Origin of the sequence: Nitratireductor aquibiodomus NL21 = JCM 21793 (assembly GCF_000615975.1) — a bacterium.
Lineage (GTDB): Bacteria > Pseudomonadota > Alphaproteobacteria > Rhizobiales > Rhizobiaceae > Nitratireductor > Nitratireductor aquibiodomus.
The window spans coordinates 1-19,922 of the sequence record NZ_BAMP01000027.1 but is presented as its reverse complement, the minus strand read 5'-3'; the positions used below and the strand labels follow the sequence as shown (position 1 = coordinate 19,922).

The 19,922-nt window shown below is 59.9% G+C and carries 17 protein-coding genes, 1 tRNA gene and 1 pseudogene; 12 read left to right on the top strand and 7 right to left on the bottom strand.

What is annotated here, in order from left to right; all coding sequences use genetic code 11:
• The first annotated feature begins 9 nt into the window (after positions 1-9).
• From nuoN to JCM21793_RS09765, 8 genes and pseudogenes are all read left to right on the top strand, one after another.
• Positions 10-1,446: an NADH-quinone oxidoreductase subunit NuoN gene (gene nuoN, locus JCM21793_RS09800; RefSeq protein WP_007007892.1), complete on the top strand. Its 1,437-nt coding sequence runs from the start codon at positions 10-12 to the stop codon at positions 1,444-1,446.
• Positions 1,447-1,449: 3 nt separating this feature from the next.
• Positions 1,450-2,274 (top strand): biotin--[acetyl-CoA-carboxylase] ligase, encoded by an 825-nt coding sequence (locus JCM21793_RS09795; RefSeq protein WP_025030249.1) that lies wholly within the window; start codon positions 1,450-1,452, stop codon positions 2,272-2,274.
• A 13-nt stretch (positions 2,275-2,287) separates the two neighbouring features.
• The gene (locus JCM21793_RS09790) at positions 2,288-3,991 is read left to right on the top strand and encodes a ribonuclease J (RefSeq protein WP_025030248.1); all 1,704 of its coding nucleotides are present in this window, start codon (positions 2,288-2,290) and stop codon (positions 3,989-3,991) included.
• A 49-nt stretch (positions 3,992-4,040) separates the two neighbouring features.
• Complete coding sequence (gene mce / locus JCM21793_RS09785) at positions 4,041-4,445, top strand: methylmalonyl-CoA epimerase (RefSeq protein WP_007007889.1); 405 nt, start codon at positions 4,041-4,043, stop codon at positions 4,443-4,445.
• Between the two features lie 7 nt (positions 4,446-4,452).
• Entirely contained in the window at positions 4,453-4,722 is a 270-nt protein-coding gene (locus JCM21793_RS09780) for a DUF1467 family protein (protein WP_007007888.1), read from the top strand.
• 463 nt (positions 4,723-5,185) lie between these two features.
• Positions 5,186-6,516, top strand: a pseudogene (proS, locus tag JCM21793_RS25120) (proline--tRNA ligase).
• Between the two features lie 47 nt (positions 6,517-6,563).
• Positions 6,564-7,877, top strand: a complete 1,314-nt coding sequence (locus JCM21793_RS09770; RefSeq protein ID WP_025030247.1) for a lipoprotein-releasing ABC transporter permease subunit — start codon at positions 6,564-6,566, stop codon at positions 7,875-7,877.
• On the top strand, positions 7,877-8,563 hold the full coding sequence (locus tag JCM21793_RS09765) for an ABC transporter ATP-binding protein (protein WP_025030246.1): 687 nt from the start codon (positions 7,877-7,879) through the stop codon (positions 8,561-8,563). Before JCM21793_RS09770 ends, JCM21793_RS09765 begins: the two co-directional genes overlap by 1 nt.
• A 477-nt stretch (positions 8,564-9,040) precedes the next feature.
• Here JCM21793_RS09765 and ggt read toward each other — a convergent pair whose 3' ends face one another.
• A complete protein-coding gene (gene ggt / locus JCM21793_RS09755; protein WP_025030245.1) occupies positions 9,041-10,798 on the bottom strand; it encodes a gamma-glutamyltransferase in 1,758 nt (585 codons plus the stop codon).
• A gap of 132 nt (positions 10,799-10,930) precedes the next feature.
• Positions 10,931-11,647, bottom strand: coding sequence for a lipoyl(octanoyl) transferase LipB (gene lipB / locus JCM21793_RS09750; protein WP_025030244.1), 717 nt, complete (start codon positions 11,645-11,647; stop codon positions 10,931-10,933).
• 183 nt (positions 11,648-11,830) lie between these two features.
• On the opposite strand from lipB, the gene JCM21793_RS09745 reads away from it, so the two are divergent.
• The 3 genes from JCM21793_RS09745 to JCM21793_RS29195 all read left to right on the top strand — a co-directional run bounded on the left by JCM21793_RS09745 (position 11,831) and on the right by JCM21793_RS29195 (position 13,971).
• A tRNA-Leu gene (locus JCM21793_RS09745) sits at positions 11,831-11,915 on the top strand.
• Positions 11,916-12,581: 666 nt separating this feature from the next.
• Positions 12,582-13,109 (top strand): anthrone oxygenase family protein, encoded by a 528-nt coding sequence (locus tag JCM21793_RS09740; protein WP_051556153.1) that lies wholly within the window; start codon positions 12,582-12,584, stop codon positions 13,107-13,109.
• Between the two features lie 337 nt (positions 13,110-13,446).
• Positions 13,447-13,971, top strand: coding sequence for a hypothetical protein (locus JCM21793_RS29195; RefSeq protein ID WP_210164478.1), 525 nt, complete (start codon positions 13,447-13,449; stop codon positions 13,969-13,971).
• A 535-nt stretch (positions 13,972-14,506) separates the two neighbouring features.
• On the opposite strand, the gene JCM21793_RS09725 is transcribed toward JCM21793_RS29195, so the two are convergent.
• The 4 genes from JCM21793_RS09725 to JCM21793_RS09700 all read right to left on the bottom strand — a co-directional run bounded on the left by JCM21793_RS09725 (position 14,507) and on the right by JCM21793_RS09700 (position 17,684).
• Positions 14,507-15,280 carry a hypothetical protein gene (locus JCM21793_RS09725; RefSeq protein WP_155983411.1) on the bottom strand — a complete coding sequence of 258 codons (774 nt, stop codon included), beginning with the start codon at positions 15,278-15,280 and terminating at the stop codon, positions 14,507-14,509.
• A gap of 874 nt (positions 15,281-16,154) precedes the next feature.
• Positions 16,155-16,319 carry a hypothetical protein gene (locus JCM21793_RS29190; RefSeq protein ID WP_155983410.1) on the bottom strand — a complete coding sequence of 55 codons (165 nt, stop codon included), beginning with the start codon at positions 16,317-16,319 and terminating at the stop codon, positions 16,155-16,157.
• A 95-nt stretch (positions 16,320-16,414) separates the two neighbouring features.
• Positions 16,415-17,353: a maleate cis-trans isomerase family protein gene (locus JCM21793_RS25115; RefSeq protein WP_025030240.1), complete on the bottom strand. Its 939-nt coding sequence runs from the start codon at positions 17,351-17,353 to the stop codon at positions 16,415-16,417.
• 79 nt (positions 17,354-17,432) lie between these two features.
• Positions 17,433-17,684: a hypothetical protein gene (locus tag JCM21793_RS09700; protein ID WP_143038406.1), complete on the bottom strand. Its 252-nt coding sequence runs from the start codon at positions 17,682-17,684 to the stop codon at positions 17,433-17,435.
• A 353-nt stretch (positions 17,685-18,037) separates the two neighbouring features.
• On the opposite strand from JCM21793_RS09700, the gene JCM21793_RS09695 reads away from it, so the two are divergent.
• Entirely contained in the window at positions 18,038-19,483 is a 1,446-nt protein-coding gene (locus JCM21793_RS09695; protein WP_007007880.1) for an alanine/glycine:cation symporter family protein, read from the top strand.
• Between the two features lie 63 nt (positions 19,484-19,546).
• On the opposite strand, the gene JCM21793_RS09690 is transcribed toward JCM21793_RS09695, so the two are convergent.
• Positions 19,547-19,795 carry a hypothetical protein gene (locus tag JCM21793_RS09690; protein WP_007007879.1) on the bottom strand — a complete coding sequence of 83 codons (249 nt, stop codon included), beginning with the start codon at positions 19,793-19,795 and terminating at the stop codon, positions 19,547-19,549.
• Positions 19,796-19,922: the final 127 nt, after the last annotated feature.

Below are 19,922 nucleotides of genomic sequence, written 5' to 3'. Positions count from 1 at the left end.
TGAAAGCGAATGACGCCTGATCTGACGATAAGCCTGATCCTTGCAACGCCGGAGCTGATCCTGGCGGTGGGCGCTATGGCGCTCCTGATGGTCGGTGTCTTTTCCGGCCCCCGTGCCAATTCCACCGTCACCGGCCTTGCGGTCGCGCTTCTGGTCGCCGTGATTGCGCTGATGGTGATCTTCCCGGCCGATGGCCGCGCCTTCGGCGGTGCCTTCGTAAGCGATGCGTTCGCCCGCTTCATGAAGATCCTGACGCTGGTCGGCTCCGTTGTGACGCTCGTCATGTCGGTCGGTTTTGCAAAGGCGGAGAAATTCGACAAGTTCGAGTTCCCGGTTCTCATCATGCTGGCCACACTCGGCATGATGCTGATGATCTCGGCCAATGACATGATCGCGCTCTATCTTGGCCTCGAGCTGCAGTCGCTCGCACTCTACGTCGTTGCCGCCATCAACCGCGACAGCGCACGCTCTACCGAGGCGGGCCTGAAATACTTCGTTCTGGGCGCGCTCTCTTCGGGCATGATGCTTTACGGCATTTCGCTGGTCTACGGCTACACCGGCAACACCGGCTTCGACGTCATCGCCGCAACGCTCACGGGTGCGGAGCGTCAGCTCGGTCTCGTCTTCGGTCTCGTCTTCGTGCTGGCGGGGCTCGCTTTCAAGATTTCCGCTGTTCCCTTCCACATGTGGACGCCGGACGTCTATGAAGGCGCTCCCACGCCGGTCACCGCCTTCTTCGCCGCCGCACCCAAAATGGCTGCCATGGCGCTTCTGGTGCGTGTCACCATGGGGGCGTTCGAACCGATTGCCAGCGACTGGCAGCAGATCATCGTGTTCGTGGCGATTGCCTCCATGATTCTTGGCGCGTTTGCGGCCATTGGCCAGCGCAACATCAAGCGCCTCATGGCCTATTCCTCCATCGGTCATGTGGGCTATGCGCTTGTCGGGCTTGCCGCGAATTCCGAGGCCGGCGTCAAGGGCGTGGCGATCTACATGCTGATCTATCTGGCCATGACGCTCGGCACGTTTGCCGTCATCCTGGCCATGCGCCGCAATGACGCGAATGTCGAGCAGATCGACGATCTGGCGGGCCTCTCGTCGACCAATCCGATGATGGCGACGATCATGACCATTCTCATGTTCTCGCTGGCAGGCATTCCGCCGCTCGCGGGCTTCTGGGGAAAATGGTACGTGTTCCTCGCGGCCATCGACGCCAAGCTCTATGCGCTTGCAGTGATCGGTGTGGTCAGCTCCGTGGTCGGCGCGTTCTATTATCTGCGCGTCATCAAGATCATGTGGTTCGACGAATCGGCGGGCGGCTTCCAGCCCATGGCGGGCGAACTACGCTTCGTCATGCTCCTGTCGGGCGCCTTTGTGCTGCTCTACGTTTTGATCGGCGGCCCTGTCGGGCGCTTTGCCGAGGCCGCCGCAAAGACCTTCTTCTAGGTCATGGCCTTTCGTCTGGCGCCGTCGGCGGAAACGGCCGGTTATCGGCTGGAAGCCCATGAGAGCGTCGGCTCCACCAATGCGCTGGCGCTCGATCATGCGCGCGCCGGCGACCCGGGCAATCTCTGGGTTGTCGCCTCCAGGCAGGAGAGTGGGCGAGGGCGTCGCGGCCGTGAATGGGCGACACCGCCCGGCAATCTTGCGGCAACGCTCCTGAATGTCGGTCATTTCGAGCCGGCGACGGCGGCCACGCTCGGCTTTGTTGCCGGGCTCGCCCTCTCCGATGCGCTTCTGGCAGTGGTGCCGGAAAAGCGCATTGCGGTTGCTGCCGATGGCGGCGACATGCCGGGCGGGCGCTTTGCGCTCAAATGGCCGAACGACGTTCTGGCCGACGGGGCGAAGCTTTCCGGCATTCTGCTGGAATCGGCCATTCTTCCAGATGGCCGCTTTGCCATTGCGGTTGGTATCGGCGTCAATGTCGTTTCCCATCCAGACAACACACCTTATCCGGCAACCTCGCTCAAGGCGCTGGGCTTTGGCGGAGATGCGGGCGAGCTGTTCCTTGCGCTTTCGGACGCCTGGGTCGATAACAGTCGCCTTTGGAATGGCGGGCGCGGGCTCGATGCCATTCGCAGCCGCTGGCTGAAGCGGGCGGCGGGGCTTGGCACTCAGGTGTCCATCCGTGTCGACGGCCGCGTGGCGCGCGGCACATTCGAAACCATCGACGAGGCCTGTCGCTTCGTTATCCGCGAAGCGGACGGTTCATTGTTGAGAATTGCAGCAGGCGACGTGCATTTTGGCGCGGTTGCTTCTGCGCAGGCAGATTAAGAGAAGGGGACCCATGGCGCGTTCCAGCACAAAGAAGCCGGCCAAGAGCGGCGATCTGAAGAATGCCGAGCTGGTTTTCTGCCCGCTTGGCGGTGTCGGCGAGATCGGCATGAATTTTGGCCTCTATGGTTTTGGGCCCGCCGGCAAACGCGAATGGATCGTTGTCGATTGCGGCGTCACCTTTCCGGGGCCGGAGCTTCCGGGCGTTGATCTGGTTCTGCCCGACATCAGCTTCATTCGCGGTGAGGTCGACCGGCTGCGCGGCATCGTCATCACCCACGCGCATGAAGATCACTACGGCGCGGTGCTCGATCTCTGGCCGCTGCTCAAGACTGATGTCTGGATGACGCCTTTTGCCGCCGGGCTTCTGGAAGCCAAGCGCCAGTCCGAATCCGGCGCACCCGATGTGCCGGTGAAGATATTCAGGGCCGGCGAAACCTTCGAGGTCGGTCCGTTCAGCATCGAGGCCGTTGCCGTCGCGCACTCCATTCCCGAGCCGGTTTCGCTCGCCATCACGACCCCGCTCGGCAGGGTGGTGCATACGGGCGACTGGAAGATCGACCCGGCTCCCGCCATCGGCCCCAAGACCGACGAGGCACGCTTCCGCGCGATCGGCGATGAAGGCGTTCTGGCGCTGGTCTGCGATTCCACCAACGCCATGCGCGAAGGCGAATCGCCCACCGAACAGGCCGTTGGCGAGGGGCTGAAGGAAGTGATCGAGGCGGCGTCAGGCCGTGTCGTCGTCACCACCTTCTCCTCCAATGTGGGCCGCATTCGCTCCATTGCGGAAGCAGCGCGCGATGCCGGTCGCCAGCTTCTCGTGCTCGGTCGCTCCATGAAGCGCGTCATCGATGTGGCGACGGAACTCGGCTATCTCGACGGGCTGCCGGACTATCTGGACGAGGACGAGTTCCAGCACGTCCCGCGCGACAAGGTCGTGGTGCTTTGTACCGGAAGTCAGGGAGAAAGCCGCGCCGCACTCGCCAAACTCGCCCGCGACGAGATGCGCAATGTCGCGCTGACGGCAGGCGACACGGTCGTCTATTCCTCGCGCCTCATCCCCGGCAATGAAAAAGCGGTTCTGGAAACCAAGAACCGTCTGATCGAGATGGGCATCGAGATCATCGAGGATGACGACGCGCTGGTTCACGTTTCCGGCCACCCCCGCCGCAGCGAATTGAAGCGCATGTATTCCTGGGTGCGTCCGCAGATCCTCGTGCCGGTGCATGGCGAGGCCGCGCATCTGGTGGCGCAGGGCTCGCTGGGAGCGATGGAAGGCATTCCAGAGGTCACGCAGGTGCGCAATGGCGACATGCTGCGCCTTGCTCCCGGGCCGGCCGAAATCATCGGCGAAGTCCAGAATGGCCGTTTCTTCAAGGATGGCCGGCTTCTGGGCGACGATGAAGAGATGGGCATCCGCGATCGCCGCAAGCTTTCCTATGCGGGCCATGTCGCGCTCAACGTCGTGCTTGATGATCGTTTCAATCTCGATGGCGACCCCGACATCGTCTCCATCGGCGTTGCCGAGCGCGATGCACAGGGGGAACTGCTCGAGGACATTATGCTGGACGCAGCATCCGGCGCCGTGCGCAGCATTCCGCGCAACCGCCGCAAGGATCTCGACCTGGTGTCGGAATCGGTCCGGCGTGCCGTGCGCAATGCGGCAAATGCCGCATGGGGCAAAAAGCCCATTGTGACCGTATTCGTCACGCAATAAGCAGGGGCGGGGTGGAAAGACCCCGGCGCATTGCAGGAGAGGCAGGCCGATGCTCGGAAAGCTCAATCACGTGGCGATCGCCGTGCCGGACCTTGAAAGAGCGTCTGCTCTATACCGCGATACGCTGGGCGCCCGCGTCTCTCGCCCGCAGGCTCTGCCCGAGCATGGTGTTACCGTGGTTTTCGTAGAGCTCGATAACACCAAGGTCGAGCTGCTGGAGCCGCTTGGCGAGGGATCGCCGATTGCCGGCTTTCTCTCGAAAAACCCGGACGGCGGCATGCATCACATATGCTACGAGGTGGCCGATATCATTGCCGCGCGCGACCGATTGAAGGCGGATGGTGCGCGCATCCTCGGAGACGGAGAGCCGAAGACCGGCGCCCATGGAAAGCCGGTCCTCTTCCTTCATCCAAAGGATTTCGCCGGCACTCTCGTGGAACTCGAACAGGTCTGAGGTTCTGATGAGCTGGATTTCTCTTTTGGCCGTTTTCTTCATCGTCTGGTGGACGGTGCTCTTCATCGCACTGCCGTTCGGTCTGCGCACGCAGGAAGAAGACGGTGAGGTGACGCTTGGCACCACCGAAAGCGCGCCGCGCGGGCCGCACATGCTGCGCGCCCTGATCCGCACCACGATCATCGCCGTGGTGATCTGCGGTCTCCTGATCCTTGTGACACGGGGTCTTGGTTATTCGTTCGACGATATTCCAAGGGTCATTCCGCGTTTCGACTGACGCAATCTGCGGCCCTCATGCGACAACCGCTTCGGCGCGGCGCGGGCATCTCCTGAAGACATCGGGGAATGGGCTTGGCCCAAAAAAAATGCAAGGCCAAGAGGCCTTGCTAACTCAACGCGTCCGATCCTTTACCGTATCATCGTCGGCGGCTGCGTGTAACCGCGCCTGGACCGCATCCTCCCAAGACTTTGACCGCGTGGTGAGGATGAATTTTCAGCTTCACCCTCTTGTTATGGGAGGGCACCATAGAGCAAGTTGAGACGAAATGTCACGAGGAAAATCGCGTTTGAAATGCATTGTTATCAAATCCGCGTGCAGCCGCCCTTTTGTGTGGCGAGCGGAGGCCGGTGCATGGCTTCGACTTTTCAATTCATTGCGAAATGGTTAAGACACCGGCCCTGAACCATTTGTCACTTTGATTCCGAACAGGCTCGTCCGAGCCGCTTCAATGGATGCGTTTATGCGACTGTCGCGCTACTTTCTGCCGATCCTGAAAGAAACCCCTCGTGAGGCCGAAATCGTCTCGCATCGTCTGATGCTGCGGGCCGGCATGATCCGCCAGCAGGGCGCCGGAAGCTTTTCCTGGCTGCCGTTGGGCAAGCGTGTTCTCGACAAGGTCAACCAGATCATCCGCGAGGAGCAGAACCGGGCAGGGGCGCAGGAAATCCTGATGCCGACCATCCAGTCTGCCGATCTTTGGATGGAGAGCGGGCGCTATGACGATTACGGTAAGGAGATGCTGCGCATCACCGACCGGCACGAGCGCAAGATGCTCTACGGTCCCACCAATGAAGAGATGGTGACGGACATCTTCCGGTCCTACGTGAAGTCCTACAAGGATTTGCCGCTCAATCTCTATCACATCCAGTGGAAGTTCCGCGACGAGGTGCGCCCGCGTTTTGGCGTGATGCGTTCGCGCGAATTCCTGATGAAGGACGCCTATTCCTTCGATCTCGACTTCGAGGGCGCAAAGGCCGCCTACAACCGCATGTTCGTTGCCTATCTGCGCACATTTGCCCGCATGGGGCTGCAGGCGATCCCTATGCGCGCCGACACCGGCCCCATCGGCGGCGATCTGAGCCACGAGTTCATCATTCTCGCTTCCACCGGCGAGAGCGAAGTGTTCTGCCGCAAGGAGTTCCTTGAACTTCAGGTGCCGGGCGCGGATGTCGATTTCAGCGATGACGCCGAAATCGCCGACATCGTCACCACCTGGACCACGCCCTATGCGGCGACCGAAGAGATGCACGACGAAGTCGCCTGGAACGCTGTTCCCGACGATGAGAAGGTTTCTGCGCGCGGCATCGAGGTCGGCCATATTTTCCACTTTGGGACCAAGTATTCCGAGCCCATGAACGCGACCGTCACCGGTCCGGACGGCAAGGAGCATCATGTGTCTATGGGATCCTACGGCATTGGCCCGAGCCGCCTTCTGGCGGCCATCATCGAGGCGAGCCATGACGAGAACGGCATCATCTGGCCGGAGAGCGTCGCGCCGTTCGATGTGGGCCTGATCAACATGAAGGTGGGTGACGAAGCCTGCGATCGCATCTGCGAAGAGCTTTATGGAAAGCTGCAGGCCGCGGCAGGGACGTGCTCTATGACGATACGGACCAGCGCGCCGGCGGCAAGTTTGCTACTGCGGACCTGATCGGTCTTCCCTGGCAACTGGTGGTCGGCCCGCGCGGTATCGCCAATGGCGAGGTGGAGCTCAAGAACCGCGCCTCTGGCGAACGGGTCTCCTTGTCGGTCGAAGATGCGCTCAACCGCCTTGCTCAGGGTGCTGCATGAGGCGGCGCCGCGATTTCTGTTTGCGCAAAAGCCTTTGAGGTCGAGCCATGAGTGAAGCCGCCACAAGCGGAGAAACCGCGCAGAGCGCCCCGGGAAAACCCCTGGGCGCCGGACCGTTCTCCCGTTTCGAGCGGCTGATCGCCTGGCGTTATCTGCGGTCGCGCCGCAAGGAGACGGTGATCTCGGTGATCGCCTCGATCTCCTTCATCGGCATCATGCTGGGTGTTGCAACGCTGATCGTGGTGATGGCGGTGATGAACGGTTTCCGTGCCGAACTGCTGACCCGCATTCTGGGGGTCAACGGCCATCTCATCGTGCAGCCGATCGACATGCCGATGGATGATTATGAGGCCGTTGCCAGCCGCATTGAGGGCGTTGAGGGCGTGCGCCTCGCCTTGCCTATGGTTCAGGGGCAGGTTCTCGTTTCCGGTCGCAGCGGTGCCGGTACGGGCGCCGTGGTGCGCGGTGTGCGGGCGGATGACCTGTCCCGTCTCGAACTGGTTTCCGACAACATCAAGGACGGCTCGCTGGTCGGCTTCGCTGCCGGCGAAGGACTGGCGGTCGGCTCGCGCATGGCGCAGAATCTCGGCCTGACGGTCGGCGATTCCGTGACGCTGGTCGCCCCCGAGGGCGACATCACCCCCTTTGGGACAACCCCGCGCGTGAAAACCTATCCGATCTCTGCGACCTTCGAGATCGGCATGTCGGAATACGATTCCTCCATCATCTACATGCCGCTCCAGGAGGCACAGCTCTATTTCAATGCAGAGGGGCTCGTACAGTCGATCGAACTCTTCGTCGACAATCCCGATGCGGTGGACGTCCTGCGCCCCAGGGTGGAAGAGGCTGCGCAACGGCCGATCCTGCTGTCCGACTGGCGCCAGCGCAACAGCACCTTCTTCTCCGCGCTCGAAGTGGAGCGCAACGTCATGTTCATGATCCTGACCATGATCGTGCTTGTTGCCGCGCTCAACATCATTTCCGGTCTGGTCATGCTGGTTAAGGACAAGGGGCACGACATTGCCATTCTGCGCACCATGGGTGCCACCAGCGGCGCCATCATGCGCATCTTTTTGATGACCGGTGCTGCGATCGGCGTTGCCGGCACCGTTGCCGGCGTGATCCTCGGTGTCGTCATTTGCTGGAACGTGGAATCGATCCGCCAGTTTTTCTCTTGGCTGTCGGGCACCACGATCTTCGATCCCGAACTCTATTTCCTGAGCCAGTTGCCGGCCAAGATGGAAGCGGGCGAGACGGTGGCCGTTATCATCATGGCGCTGGTCCTGTCCTTCGTGGCGACGCTCTTTCCTGCCTGGCGGGCCTCCCGGCTCGATCCGGTCGATGCTCTGAGGTATGACTGATGGCGGCACCCATTCTCGAACTCAAGGGCATCGAGCGCAGCTACCGCGAAGGCGAGGGCAGGCTCACCATCCTCAAGGATGCCACGTTTTCACTGAAACCGGGAGAGATGGTGGCGCTAGTCGCACCGTCGGGCGCCGGCAAGTCGACGCTGCTTCACCTCGCCGGCCTTCTCGAGGCGCCGGACGCGGGCGAGGTCACCATCGCCGGACGGGCCTGCGGACGGCTTTCCGATGACGCGCGCACGGCGATCCGCCGCAACGAGATCGGCTTCGTTTATCAGTTTCATCATCTTCTGCCCGAGTTCTCCGCCGAGGAGAACATCATGATCCCGCAGATGATCACCGGCATGGCGCCGGCCGAAGCGAAGCAACGGGCGGGGCAGTTGCTCGACTATCTGCGTGTCGGCCACCGTGCGAGCCACCGGCCGGCCGAACTTTCCGGCGGCGAGCAGCAGCGCGTGGCCATCGCCCGCGCGGTTGCCAATGCGCCGCGCGTGCTGCTTGCTGACGAGCCGACCGGCAATCTCGATCCCAGAACGGCAGGCTATGTGTTCGATGCGCTCGAGGCGCTGGTACGCCAGTCCGGCCTTGCCGCGCTGATCGCCACCCACAACCATGAGCTGGCCGCGCGAATGGATCGGGTCGTGACACTGGACGGCGGCAAGGTCGTTCCCTGGAAGGGCTAACTCCCACTCCTCCGCCAGCGCAACACAAACCGGCATCGCACCGCTGTCGAACCTTTAACGAAAACCCGTTGGATTAACCCCGCGTAAACCCTGACCGGCCCGAGCGGCATCGGGCGCGTCGGGTCTGCTTGACGCAAGAACAAAAATAGAACATAAAGGGATTATAAAGTGATCAGGAGGGATAAATGACCGATCTTTTTCAGGATGTCGTCTCGCTCGTTGCCGTCAGCTCCTTCATCATGATGGCCGCCGTGGTGATCGGCGCAATCTGACGTCTACCGGTGCCATGCAGGGCTGCCGGCATCGTCCGAATGAAAAAGAGGCGGGAAGGCCCGCCTCTCTGTCCGGTGCTTTTTCAGGTGCGAAGCGCTCTTGGAGCATTGAACCGAAACGGGAAAACCGGTTTCCGGTTATCCCGATACCTCATCAATGGTTTGGGTCGCCTTTTGGGTGGCCGAGTTGGCGCCGCATGGCGACCTAATCTCCCACGGCCACGCCTTCGCGCCGCGGGTCCGCACCACCTTCCAGCCCCTGCGCGGTGATGGTGATGCCGTGCAGGCCGGAGTTGAGATCGCCGATGGACGTCTTGAAGCCGAGTGCGTCGAGGTCGTTCTGCATCTCCTCGGCTCTGGTGCCGGCTTCCAGCGTGTAGGTGCCAAAGCGGTTGGTCAGATGCGGCAGGTCGATCGCCTGCTGCATGTTCATGTCCCAGTCGGTCAGCGCGATGATCGTGTTTGCCACATAGGGAATGATGTTGCTGCCGCCGGGCGAACCAAGCGCATGAAGCGGTTTTCCGTCTTTTAGAACGATGGTTGGTGACATGGAGGAGCGGGGCCGCTTGCCGGGCTGAACCCTGTTTGCGACAGCCTCACCATCGGCATCGGGCGCAAATGAGAAATCCGTGAGCTGGTTGTTGAGGATGAAACCCGCCGCCATCTGGCGCGAGCCGAAAGCGCTCTCCACCGACGTGGTCATCGAAGCGATATTGCCATCCCTGTCGACGATCACGAAATGCGAGGTGGAAGGCTGTTCAAGGCTCATCCCGTCCATGCGCAGTTCCGCCCTGTCCCATGGCGGGTCGCCGGCAGTCACATCGTCCGGACCAAGCGCGGTCGGGCGTCGGATCAGCGCCGCGCGGGCTTTTAGGTAATCATGGTCGAGCAGGCCTTTCGGCATTTTGACGAAATCGCTGTCGGCCATGTAGCGGCCACGGTCGGCAAAGGCGAGACGCGTTGCATCGCCGATAATGCGCCAGCTCTCCGGATCGTCAGGCCCGAGACTGCCCAGATCGAATGTCGCGACCATGCCGAGAATTTGCCCGACGGTCAGGGCGCCGGAGGAGGGTGGCCCCATACCGCAGACCTCGAGCCCGCGATAGGGTGCGCACACGGCATCACGCTCCTTGACCTCGTAACCCGCGAGATCGTCGAGTGTCAGAAGACCCGGATTGCCGTGATGCGCTTTCACCGCCGCCACGATTTTCTCTGCGACCGGCCCTTTGTAAAAGCCGTCGGCACCGTATTCGGCAATTCGTTTCAGCGTTGCCGCATAGTCCGGGTTTTTGAGGATAGACCCGACCGCCAGCGCCTTGCCGTCGCTGTCGTAGAAATAGGCGCGGGTGGCCGGTTGCGTGTCGAGGCGTCCCCTGTCGCCCTCAATCAGTGCATGAAGCCGCGGTGTGACGGTGAAACCGCCCTCGGCGAGCCGGATCGCCGGTTCGAGAAGCGTCTGCCACTCCAGCTTTCCGGCGCGCTTGTGGACGGTTTCCATCAGGCGCACCACGCCGGGCGCGCCAACCGAGCGTCCGCCGACCACCGCGTCGAAAAAGGCGAGCGGCTCGCCCTGTTCGTTGAGGAAGAGGTTCGGTGTGGCCGCGGCGGGCGCGGTCTCACGTCCGTCGAAGGTCGTCACCTTGCCGCTCGCCGCGTCATACCAGACGAGAAACGCCCCGCCGCCGATGCCGGAGGACTGCGGCTCCACGAGGCCGAGCACCGTCTGCACCGCCACAAGCGCATCGGCCGCACTTCCGCCCTTGCGCAGGATGTCGAGGCCAGCCTCCGCTGCGAGCGGATTGGCCGCCGCGACCATCTGTTCTTTTGCGTGAACCGTGGTTTTGTCGCTCAGCCCGCTGGCGATCTCGGGCGCGTGGGCGTCCGTCGCCTGCTGAGCGAACGCCCCTTGGGCCATGGTCAGGGAAACAAGGGCAAACGCCCCAAAGGCATGTGATAATCGCATTGTGCGCTCCTCCGTCAGAGCGCCGCCGCATCCGGGACCGGACCGTCGAAACGCTCTCAAGCCTTGAATGGCGCGGCTGCCGGCGATTTGCCGATCGCACCGCGCCTGTTCATGTCGGACCCGTCCCGGACGTCAACGGCTTTCCGCAGGGCCAAACACCTCCGCAAAAGCCGCTTTGAGCGCCAGGTCGAGATCCTCCATCGTCACCGGCAGGCCGAGATCGACAAGGCTGGTGACGCCGTAGCCGCTTATACCGCAGGGCACGATGCCGCCGAAATGAGCCAGATCCGGTTCGACATTGATCGAGATGCCGTGAAAGCTGACCCAGCGCCGCAGGCGAATGCCGATGGCGGCAATCTTGTCTTCAGCGGGCAGGCCGCCGGGCAGGGGCGGCTTGTCCGGCCGCGCCACCCAGACGCCGACACGGTCCTCACGCCGCTCCCCCTTGACGTTGAACCGTTCCAGCGTGGCGATAATCCAGGCTTCCAGGGCAGCGATGAAGGCGCGCACATCCTCGCGGCGGGTCTTCAGGTCGAGCATCACATAGGCGACCCGCTGGCCTGGCCCATGATAGGTGTATTCGCCGCCGCGACCGGTCTTGTGGACCGGGAAGCGGCCATTTTCGAGCAGGTCGGCGCTGTTTGCGCTGGTGCCGGCGGTGTAGAGCGGCGGGTGCTCCACCAGCCACACCATCTCGGCGGCTTTTCCTTCGCGAATGAGGCCGGCACGCTCTTCCATAAAGGCGACGGCTTTCTCGTAATCGGTAAGCCCCGGTTCGATTCGCCATTCGACGGGCGGACCGTCCATGCGCGGCAGGAATTCCGTGTCGATCTGGCCGCGTTCGCTCATCGCATCATCCCATCAGGTACTGAAACTGCCCGTCACATATGGAGATAAACCGGCTGCGGGTCCAGTGTGTGGCTTCTGTGGTTTGTCGGTGATTTTTTTCGTCTTTTTGAAGAAGGGCGCTTGTTTCCCCAAATCCGATTTGCTACATGCCCGGTGCCGGTGCGAACCGGCCTCCAGCTGCGTGCGGTCGTGGCGGAATTGGTAGACGCGCAGCGTTGAGGTCGCTGTGGGGCAACCCGTGGAAGTTCGAGTCTTCTCGACCGCACCAAGCTCTCTCCTAAAGAGTATGGCTTTCAATGACTTGGACGCGAAAGTGGCCCATGTCAGACCCATGCGCGGGACACGTTGATCCTCTCGATTGCTGATTTGGCCAGCTTCCAGCGCTCCACGCGCCGGGTGTAGGGCGAAAACTACGATACCGTTCACGACGTCTGCAAAGGCCTGTCTCTGCATATCAGGACTCAAACCGTATTCGCCGGATGGGTCGGGCCGAGAGGGTGCTACTTCATCGTCTTCTGCTTTGCGGAGAAGAAAGACGCGGACCTGTTCGCAGCTAAATTCGAGGGCATTTCGTTCGATCCGAAGCGGGATCGAGGGAAGGGGAAGCGCAAGCGGTTCTGGGATAGAAGAACAGCCGATAAGTATCGAAAAGATTTATCAAAATAAAAATCGATTAATACTGAATCACATAACGAAGGGGGCGATCGCCGGCAGGCTCCTTAATAACTACCGCGCAGCTACATGCATTCGCTCCAACCGCTCGCAGCTTTCTGTCACAATCGTGTTATCTCATTGCTGCCAGTTGACAAATATGAGGATTGCTCGTATTTCGAAAATGTGAGGATGATTCACATTTGGAGTGTGGTATGAAAGTCGACCTGTGGCTGGATGCGACCCGACGGTCAGGTGTCAGAATATCGGATGGACTCCCCACATGAGAGCAAACCCCAGAAACTTCGAAATTGCCTGGCTGACACTGTCCGTCGTAGCGACCGTAGGCTCGGGTCTCGTTGCTGGCTACATAATAGCGTTCTCTGATGTGGTGGATGGCCTCAGTTGGGTGGAAGCCGGTAAGGCTATCGATGCAATGAAAGCGATGAACGAAGTCGTTGTTCTGAACCCATTGTTTCTTATCATTTTCCTAGGCACACCGGCCCTAGCAATTGTCTTAGCCATAGGCTCAGTTTCAACGTGGGCGTCACCTGCAACATGGGCGACAATCGCGGGAGCTTTGCTCCTGTCGCTGGGGGTTATTGCTGTCACCATGACAGTGCACGTTCCGATCAACTCACAGCTGGCCGATCTGAACTCCCAAAGTGAGGGGATGGCAGAAGTTTGGAATGATCTGATTGGTCGGTGGGCCACTTGGAATCATGTTCGCGCAATATCTGCCGCACTGGCCTGTTTTGCCTTCGTTTGCGCAGTTATTGCCCGCACGCGCGTCGCTTACGCTGCAGACTAACCTCTTCTCGGTACTCTCGAAAGCACAGCCGAATGACACATCATACAAACTTCGCGTCGTCGAAGCTGACCGTATGGTGGCGAGAATTCGCTTCGTACGAGCCACGCTTTTTCATGACGGGATTGCTGGTCTGGTTGGCCATGCTGCCTACGTTTGTAGTTGCATTGATGGACACGCGAACCATCGCTGGCGTCAGCGTATGGGACAAGCCATTAAAGTTTCAGTTCGCCTTCGGGCTCTATTTATTGACGCTCGTCGTCTATGCCAGGTTTCTTCCCGATGATGTTCGCTACCGCAATTGGTACAGGCCCTGTCAATTGCAGTTGCGTTGTCAGCCTTGGCCGAGGTGGTCTGGACTGCAGGGGCTGGTGCAATCGGTACTGAATCACATTTCAATTCCAGTTTGATTGGGCTCGCAATTTACACAGTGATGGGGATAGCAGCCATTGTAATTGTTTCAGCTTCATCGGTTTATGCCTTTCAAATCGCTCGCAACAAGCGACTGACATTATCGCCGGCGATCATTAGAAGCCTCATACTTGGCTTAGCTATGACTGCGCCGCTCACTCTTGTTGCTGCGGGAACTATTATGGATGGGCATTGGGTCGGCGGGTCGAACACGGACGAATCTGGATTGCTACTTTTGGGGTGGGTAAGAGATGGAGGTGACCTAAGGGTCGCGCATTTTTTTGCTACGCACGCGCTGCATTTCGTGCCGGCCTTCGGATTGATTTCCTCAACCGTGCTTGGCAAAGAAAAGACATGGCCGGTAACCGCATTCTCGACCCTCTTTCTCGCCTTCACGCTCTGGACATTCTTTCAGGCGCACGCTGGCCTGCCATTCTTGCCGAACATCGGCTGAAGGAACAATGCTTAAACGATTGGCGACGAGCTGAACGTCCGCTCGTGGCCACTCTTTGGTTCAGCCAGGTTTGTGCGTACTTATCGGACTGAAGATGTATGGCAGCGGTCGCCCAAAGGTATTGATCGAAATTCCAAGATGTCTCAGGCTGAAAAGTTCGATCGAAGCACGAAAAGAACATAAGTGGAGAACAGCTATTTGTGTTTCATGCGTCCGGTGCCGGTGTCCACAGGCAACAATTTCTGTGAAGTATTTACGGCCTGGAGTGTGGGGCACCGTGACTGTAACCCCTTCATTCACAATGCGAGGAAAATCGGGTCCATGGGACACCTAAATCCCGAAAAGTATGGGCTTTGAAGCCGATCAGCGAGTCTTCTCGACCGCACCAAGCTCTCTCCCAAAGAGTATGGCTTTCAATGACTTGGACGCGAAAGTGACCCATATCAGACCTATGCGCGGGACACGTTGATCCTCTCGATTGCTGATTTGGCCAGCTTCCAGCTTCCAGCGCTCCACGCGCCGGGTTCTGCTGCAGTTATTTGCGGCTCCAGCACCTGATATCGACATCCGAAACCCTGCAGCCTTCATACTGCTTGACGATTGCCCAACGACCCCGGCTTACCGTGAATGAGGACCAGTAGTAGCCTTTGAACAGAAATCCGAGGTTCAGGAGCTGGGCCATCGGTCGCATCTTTTTCGACGCTTCAATCTGGGCGTCAAGCTTGTATCGGCAATAGAATGGCCCATCCTTGGTCGACAAACATTTGTCCAGGTCAAGCGAATGGATCTTCAGCTTTGCATCCTTCAGAATCAGGGCATTCGCGATCTGCATGCGAAGCTGAAGGTTCCGATACTCCGCAGCTTCGATCTGCCGCGCGCTTGGGCCGCGCAGCAGGTCTATCTTGCCTGAGTTCGCGTAGCGCTCTTCCTGCGGGTTAGGCGGAGCTTCTTCGGGCTCCCAGGGAATGACGGCGTAGTCTTCATGGAGTGTGCCTTGCTTCACGGCAACCTTCAGCGTGGCGACAGCGCCAGGCCCTTTTTGTCCTGCAATGTAGAAGGGAAACTTGACGCGAACCATTTCGCGCGGACAGCGAACACCGGCGGTGCGTACCCGTCCTCGGAAGAATCCGTCCTTTGGGTGAACGCAGAAAGAATAGGGTCCTCGGGACAACGAGTACTGCCCGCCCGCCCGGAAATCTGGATTGAATTGCACGGCGCCGAGGCGTCCCTGCCCATCTATGTAGGCCGCAAGAACCGACATTCTGTCCATTTTTGGCGCTTCACGCTTCCAGCATTTGTGCGGCGTCAATTCCGTCCATCCGCCAACGGCACGGTATGGTGAATTGAAGGAAGATTCCGCATGAGCATGAAGATCGTTTCCTCACCTGAATTGCACACTTCCAGGTTCAGAGCGGAAACCGGCGCTGTCAGCGCGAGTTGAAACAGAAGTGCAAGAAGAATGAATGCTCTCATACCGTCTCGCCCAAGCCCCATTTAGACTTCGCGAAACGATGGCGGATATCGATCCGAACGCAATTAGTGAAATTGACTTAGCAGGTTACCACTCCCGGCCAGAAATCAGGTTTGTTCATCCGCGCCCCATTCGGCGATCATTCAGCGGAAGCGTGCGATCCGACAGCGCCATCGCTGCGATGACATAATCCGTAACCAGCGTTTCCATCGCATCTTGAAAAACTTAAGGCGGTCCGGGATTGCCATAATAGAGTGATAGCTGCTTGGGACTTGTGTGGCCATCACCACGATTTGAGGAACGGATACGGACGGCTGAATATACCCGGCCAGTGGCCGAAGCTCTCGTTGCGCTCTCTGCCAAGCCTTCTTACCCACAATCCGGGATCGCTTTGGTAAAGGCTGTCGTGACGGGATGCAGCGGCGGCGTGCTGGCCGATGTTCGATGACCTGCTCTTTTGCAGACAACCGGCACGCCATCCCCAGCAATAACTGCCAAACTTAACCTGTGTTAATTTCCGAAACTTGTGTGCGTGCTAACGAGAGTCGTCCCGACCGTTGGGGGTAATGGGGTGGGGCGCTTCACTCTCGTTCATCGATTGAGTGAACAAGGAATCTTCTCTGACTTGCGTCGGGGGAGATTTTTTGTTTGTCCCCAGTTTTCTGTTTATCCATGGAAAACCCGGACAGCGGAGAAAATGGAGCTTTTCAGCTCACACCGCGAGACGGACCGGCGGGGCAGGCTGGCTTCGAAGATAAGTGTTGCTGACCACGCGTGACAGGAACTCCACCGTCGCGGTTGAAAGCACCACGAAGGAAATCATGAGGGCCAGTGCGTTCAGAAACTCCAGGAGCATGTCAATCGCTTCGCGCTGCATTTCGTCTGCAGGGTAATCCCCCGAGCCGAGAAACGCTGCATCACGATTTCTTCCCGGTCTTAAGAATTCCAGGCGGCGCCCGCCGCAGCAGGTGGTCAGAAATGGCGAAAAAGCGCGCCATAGCCTGGAAGCGGATCCTCGATGCCGGCCAGCCGCAGGCAGTTCCACATCATCGCCTGGTTGCTCACGACGACCGGCTTGCCGATCTTCTCTTCGAGCGCCTCGACGATCTCAAGTGACCGCAAAGCGCTGCAGCTTATCAGGAGGGCCTCCGCCTCCGGCGTATCGAGGCTGGCGGCGAATTCGAGCAGATAGTCGGGCGTGACCCGCACCATGTCGCGGTCGTAATCAAGACCAAGCCCCGCATAGGCGGTGATTTCGAAACCGGCTTCATCCTGCAGATAACCCACCACAGTGTCGGTCAGTTCGTGTGCGTAGGGCGTGCCGACGGCGATGCGGCGCACCTGCAGGGTCTCCAGCGCCCTGGTCACGCTGCCCATGAGCGAGGTGGCGCGGGCATTCGGCGCGCCCCTGTTCAGTTCCTCGCAGACGCGAAGCTCGCCGACAGCCACGGTTCCGGAGGTGCAGGCGAGGCAGACCACGTCGAGCCTGTCGTCGGGCAGAATGCGCCCGGCGGTTTCGGCAAGGCTTCCGGTGAGTTGGGCAAGCGTAGCGGTGGAGATTTCATGCGGCATGCGTGCTCTGGAGAAATAGACGCCGACCCCGGGCGGGGCCATGCGCACCATGTCCTCTTCCACCAGCTGGTCGTTCGGCAGGAGGACGAAGCCGATCTTGGCGCGTGCGTTCCGTCCGGCGTCGAAGCGCACCGGCGTCTGCACTTCCAGTTTGCGCTGCTGCAAAGGCGTTTTCTCTGGTTGGTCGAGCATCTGGCCCTGTTCTTCTACATGTCTTTCACCAAGCGTGAGGATCGCGGCTTTCGAGCGTCCTGCGCCACCGGGCAATCGACGCTGCAGGGTCGTTTTTGCGGCAGCAATGCGCTTTCCGGGATCGTCATCTGCCGCACAGACATACACGGATTGGCGTGCCGACCCAAATGTCCGGCACGTGTTGCCTCGACCGTGCTGTCCCAGTAAAGGCGAAATGAAGATCCGGTCAGTCGCTCGCGGCAACGGTAGCGCACCAGGCGGTGCGGCGCATGCGGGCAAGCGTGACGATATCGAGCTGCTCGGTTGTTATGGAAGCGATCGCGATTTCCATAAGCGCCAGATGAACCTGCTGATGGCTCCAGCCGCGCTCCCGGGCGGACGATACAATGCGTTTCAGTGCCGGCTCTAACGCGTCTCGGCAGGTCTGCGCCTCGGCGACAATGTCGACCGGCGCGCAGGTCTCAAATGCGAGCGACATGCTTTCCCCCCAGGGAACGTCATTTTTGATCAGGTCGATTTTCAAGCTGAATTGTGCAGGTGAAATAACACAACCAGGCCGTTGGGACGAGTAGGCTAATCGAGGTAGCCCCGTCTGCCGCCCGTGAGCGTTACGAAAGCGTTAAGTGGCCTGCATTCCTTGCGCTGTGGCACTTTCAGCGTGATGCGATACAGGATCTTCCTGCGGAAATCGCCTCCAAACCAGTCGGCTTCGGAAGGTGTATTTCTTCTGGTGTGCTGCTTTTGATTGTGGGTTATTCTGTCGCACATGGGCGGTGGAGACAGAGGGGCAGTGGGGACAGTGGTCCATTTGCGAAAAGTGAGGGTGCGACAGTGACTTTCATCGAGAACTTATTTGGCGTTATCGGAGACTTAACCTGGGGGTGGTCGCTGATCCCCATCCTTGTCGTCCTGGGTATTTTCATCACCGCGCTGACCGGTTTCGTTCAGCTCCAGTTTTTCAGACGCATGTTCCGCGTCCTCTCTTCCAAAAATCAAAGCGGAGACCCCAATGCGATCTCCGCGCGTGCGGCTCTCCTCGTTTCCGTTGGCGGGCGGGTCGGCGGCGGCAACATAGCCGGCGTCGCCGTGGCCATCACGCTTGGCGGCCCCGGGGCGGTGTTCTGGATGTGGGCAATTGCGCTGGTGGGCATGGCGACGAGCCTGGTGGAATGTTCCCTGGCGCAGCTCTACAAGCGGCGCGAACCAGACGGCACATTTCGCGGCGGCCCGGCCCGGTCGATCATTCATGGTCTGGGGGCCGAATATAAATGGCTCGCCGTGCTTTATGCGATCTGCCTCATCGCGGCGTTCGCCATCGGCTTCAACGCCTTTCAGGGCAACACGGTCGCCGGGGCGGCGCAGGAGAGCCTCGGCATCGACCGCATGTGGTCTGGCCTCCTGCTGACCGTCATCGCCGGTTTCATCGTCTTCGGCGGCATCCGTCGCATCGCCAAAGCAGCAGACATTGTGGTTCCCGTCATGGCGGTCGCCTATCTCCTGATGGCGATCATCATCATTCTCATCAACATCACCGAACTTCCCGGTGTTCTCTATTCGATCGTCATGAATGCGTTCGGTCTCGAACAGGCCGTTGGCGGCGGCATGGGGGCTGCACTCGCACAGGGCCTGCGCCGCGGTCTCTTCTCCAATGAAGCCGGTCTCGGTTCGGCTCCCAATGTGGCGGCCACGGCCGATGTCCGCCACCCGATCAGCCAGGGCATCACCCAGTCCTTCTCGGTTTTCATCGACACGATCGTGATCTGCAGCTGTACGGCGTTCGTGATCTTATTGGGGGATGTCTACACGCCAGGCGCCGAAGCCATCGACGGCGTTGTTCTGACCCAGCAGTCGCTGGTCTCTCATCTGGGTGAATGGACCCAGTATTTCCTGACCTTCATTCTTCTTCTCTTCGCCTTCAGCTCAATCATCTACAACTACTATCTGGGTGAGAACGCGCTGACGGTGATCAGCGAACACCCGCTGGCCATCAACGCCCTGCGCGCGATTGTGATGGGGATCGTCTTTCTTGGCGCCGTGGCGCCCGGCGCCACCGCGGTGTTCTTCTTCTCCGATCCGATGATGGGCATTCTGGCGCTGGTCAATCTCATCGCCATCATGATGCTTCTGCCCACATGCCTGAGAATATTGAAAGACTTCAGGGAGCAGTTGAGGGCGGGTGTCGAGCGACCGGTGCTCGATCCGGAAAAATTCCCGGATCTCGATATCGACCGTACCGCCTGGACCGGAAAAGTGAGTGACGAAACCGCACGCGCCTGATTGTCGTGCGAAGATTGACGCGTTGAAAGGGCAGGGGATCCTGCCCTTTTTGCGTTTGAAGGTTCAGAAACCCAGGAGAACGGCCGCCGCGATCGACATCGCCACGGCGAGCGCGGTGAGGCCGACAAACACCCGCGCCCTGTCCAGGAACATGGCATATCCCGCGCCCCAGGCCGAGGTGCCTGCTCCGAGCGCAAAAAAGAACGCATCCCGCTCTCCGAAAGCCAGCGCCGCAGCCATCAGGCCTCCGATCACAATGGCGCCGAACGTTACGATGGTTGCAGCGGCATAGGCGTCATAGCGGTCGTTCATTCTTCGTCCCTTCAAAGTGCACTGTCAGGCGTCACGCACGCCCACCCGCATGCTTACCACTAGCAGGTCATTTCGACGAAAGAAACGCTTCTGCCTGAGGAGTGCTCTAGGGTCAGGACCTATTGAT

Coding starts and splice junctions, on each gene's coding strand:
- JCM21793_RS09740 (WP_051556153.1), top strand. CDS start 12,582: ATGAGAGCAAACCCCAGAAACTTCGAAATTGCCTGGCTGACACTGTCC.
- JCM21793_RS09690 (WP_007007879.1), bottom strand. CDS start 19,795: ATGAACGACCGCTATGACGCCTATGCCGCTGCAACCATCGTAACGTTC.
- JCM21793_RS09780 (WP_007007888.1), top strand. CDS start 4,453: ATGAGCTGGATTTCTCTTTTGGCCGTTTTCTTCATCGTCTGGTGGACG.
- nuoN (WP_007007892.1), top strand. CDS start 10: ATGACGCCTGATCTGACGATAAGCCTGATCCTTGCAACGCCGGAGCTG.
- JCM21793_RS09700 (WP_143038406.1), bottom strand. CDS start 17,684: ATGTCGCTCGCATTTGAGACCTGCGCGCCGGTCGACATTGTCGCCGAG.
- mce (WP_007007889.1), top strand. CDS start 4,041: ATGCTCGGAAAGCTCAATCACGTGGCGATCGCCGTGCCGGACCTTGAA.
- JCM21793_RS09795 (WP_025030249.1), top strand. CDS start 1,450: ATGGCCTTTCGTCTGGCGCCGTCGGCGGAAACGGCCGGTTATCGGCTG.
- ggt (WP_025030245.1), bottom strand. CDS start 10,798: ATGCGATTATCACATGCCTTTGGGGCGTTTGCCCTTGTTTCCCTGACC.
- JCM21793_RS29190 (WP_155983410.1), bottom strand. CDS start 16,319: ATGCAGCGCGAAGCGATTGACATGCTCCTGGAGTTTCTGAACGCACTG.
- lipB (WP_025030244.1), bottom strand. CDS start 11,647: ATGAGCGAACGCGGCCAGATCGACACGGAATTCCTGCCGCGCATGGAC.
- JCM21793_RS09790 (WP_025030248.1), top strand. CDS start 2,288: ATGGCGCGTTCCAGCACAAAGAAGCCGGCCAAGAGCGGCGATCTGAAG.
- JCM21793_RS09765 (WP_025030246.1), top strand. CDS start 7,877: ATGGCGGCACCCATTCTCGAACTCAAGGGCATCGAGCGCAGCTACCGC.
- JCM21793_RS09770 (WP_025030247.1), top strand. CDS start 6,564: ATGAGTGAAGCCGCCACAAGCGGAGAAACCGCGCAGAGCGCCCCGGGA.